At 42.1% G+C, this 2456-nt stretch carries 2 protein-coding genes; one reads left to right on the top strand and one right to left on the bottom strand.

Going from position 1 to position 2456, the window contains the following annotated elements; genetic code table 11:
- Positions 1-176 precede the first annotated feature (176 nt).
- Positions 177-788, bottom strand: coding sequence for a recombinase family protein (locus NFS18_RS19170; RefSeq protein WP_251393160.1), 612 nt, complete (start codon positions 786-788; stop codon positions 177-179).
- 202 nt (positions 789-990) lie between these two features.
- On the opposite strand from NFS18_RS19170, the gene NFS18_RS19415 reads away from it, so the two are divergent.
- Positions 991-2456: flagellin N-terminal helical domain-containing protein (locus NFS18_RS19415; protein WP_277613687.1), on the top strand; the 1466-nt coding region annotated here is incomplete at its 3' end.

The raw sequence follows: 2456 nt of genomic DNA, 5'->3' as shown, positions 1-2456 counted from the left end.
CTTCCTCCTTGAAATTAACTTCGGGAATTCCTTTTCCCGATCGACTATGTTTTATGTCCTTTGTGCATCCTTCTGGTCTGCCGGCATTTTGTCCAGAAAAGTACACTTACTTGGACAGCTTGAAAATTTCTTTTCAATTATATTATCGGATCGTTTTTTTAGAAGATAAGTACTTTTTAATAAATTTTTGTGTTTTTGTAATCTTTAATTCGGTTGTACATAGTGCTGCGGCCCACCTTACATATAGAAGCAAATTCTTCAATTGTAATTAATTTATTTTCCCACATACAATATAGACGCGGAAAATCCTGCGGCATAGAGATTCTGGGTTTCCCAAACTGTACACCTCTTTTTTTTGCAGCGGCAATTCCTTCTGCCTGCCTTGTGCGTATATTATTGCGTTCATTTTCAGCAACAAAGGATAAGAGCTGTAACACAACATCACTGATAAAACTGCCCAGCAAATCTTTCGTTTTCGTTGTATTTAACAGCGGCATATCCTGAATAATAATATCCGCTCCCTTCTTTTTAGTAATAATTCTCCATTGTTCTTGGATTTCTTCGTAATTTCTTCCAAGACGGTCTATACTCTTTGTAATGATTATGTCATTGGATTTTAATTTCTGCATCATTCGGCTGTAAGCAGGTCGGTTAAAATCTTTACCGCTTTGTCTGTCAATATAAATATTTTCCGTTTTGACACCAAATTCTTTTAAGGATATCATCTGACGTTCAATATTCTGCTCCCGGCTTGATACCCTTACATAACCATACAAATGTTTCTCCATAGTGTATTCCTCCATTTTGTTAATATATTTTTATTTTTTTAATTAAAGCACATTTCTCAAAAATTGGCAGTAACAGTGCAATAAAGTGTAGTTTTAGGGAATATGAGCCGGCTGTTCCCTAGAAAAGTACTTTTACTGGAGGCAATGCAACAAGGACAATGGCATGGAAGCCACTGGATTTTATTTCAAGGAGGAAATTATAATGAGAATTCAACACAACATTCCAGCGTTAAACGCACACAGAAATTTAACAAATAACAACTCAGCAGTTTCTAAGAACTTAGAGAAATTATCTTCTGGTTACAGAATCAACCGCGCGGGCGACGACGCAGCAGGTCTTGCTATTTCCGAGAAGATGAGAGCTCAGATCACAGGTCTTCAGACAGCTCAGAAGAACGCAGAAGACGGTGTATCTCTGGTTCAGACGGCAGAAGGCGCTTTGACAGAAGTTCACTCTATGTTAAACCGTATGGTTGAGCTTGCTACTCAGTCTGCAAACGGAACATATTCTACAAGCAACCGTCAGGAGATGCAGAAAGAAATCAATGCGTTGAATGAAGAAATCGACCGTATCAGCCAGACTTCTAACTTCAACGGAACAAAACTGTTCCAGGGTGGCGGCGGCACCGGCGGCGCAGCAGGTGTTCCGGACATCACAGGCTTAGAACTTACAGATACTGCTGCAACCAAGTACAGCGGAACTGCTACTGCACTTACAGCTCCAGCAGCTCCACTTACAGCAGGTCAAACGGTTTCCCTTTCAGTTAACTATACAGACGCAAACGGCAAAACAGACAAGGTTGATATTACACTGACATATGACGGTAGCAATTTAGTCGGAGAGGACGGCACGGTATATACTGCGGCTAAGCCAGCAGAGCCAACTGCTGCAGAGCTCGGTGATGCATTTGCAAAGGCAATTAATAACAATGCCCAGTTAAAGGATGTATTCAAAGTTACAGCTGCTACGGGTGCTCTGACATTTGAAGCTAAAGTGGCAGGATCTACAACAACTCTTAATAAGTTGGAACAGAGCACAGCGGGAGCTGCAGCAGTTGACAAAGCTGTAACCAAAGCTGCTAACACTGGAACGGATGCATTCCAGTCCTTTAACTTCGCAAATTATACATTGGGTGATGTATTCACAGTAGATGGCAAGAAATTTGCAATTGTAGCTGATCAGGCTGCTGCTGTTGCTTTAGGGCCGGACGTAAACGCTGTTGTAGGTGATAAGAATGCTGCTGGCGTATCAGTATTGAAGGATTTGATCGAGCAGAAAACAGGTTATGCTGCTGAAATTGATGGTACTACAACCACCCAGTTGAACTTCAAAGCTCCTGCCGGAGCAGCAGGTGGTGCAGCAGGCGGTTCTGTTAACATTGCACTGCACGTTGGAGAATCTTCTTCCGATGCAAATACAATCAATGTTAACATCAAGGCAATGAGCGCTTCTTCTCTGGGCGTAAAAGGCATTGACATTACAACTGTAGCAGGAGCAAAAAATGCAATCGATACAGTAAACGCAGCTATCGATGATGTTTCCAGCATCCGTTCTGACCTCGGTGCACTTCAGAACCGTCTGGAGCACACGATCAACAACTTAGGTGTTCAGACAGAGAACATCACAGCTGCTGAGAGCCGTATCCGTGACGTAGACATGGCTAAAGA

Origin of the sequence: Mediterraneibacter agrestimuris (assembly GCF_943193195.1) — a bacterium.
GTDB classification, from domain to species: Bacteria; Bacillota; Clostridia; order Lachnospirales; family Lachnospiraceae; genus Schaedlerella; species Schaedlerella agrestimuris.
This window is presented reverse-complemented; position numbering and strand designations above follow the sequence as displayed.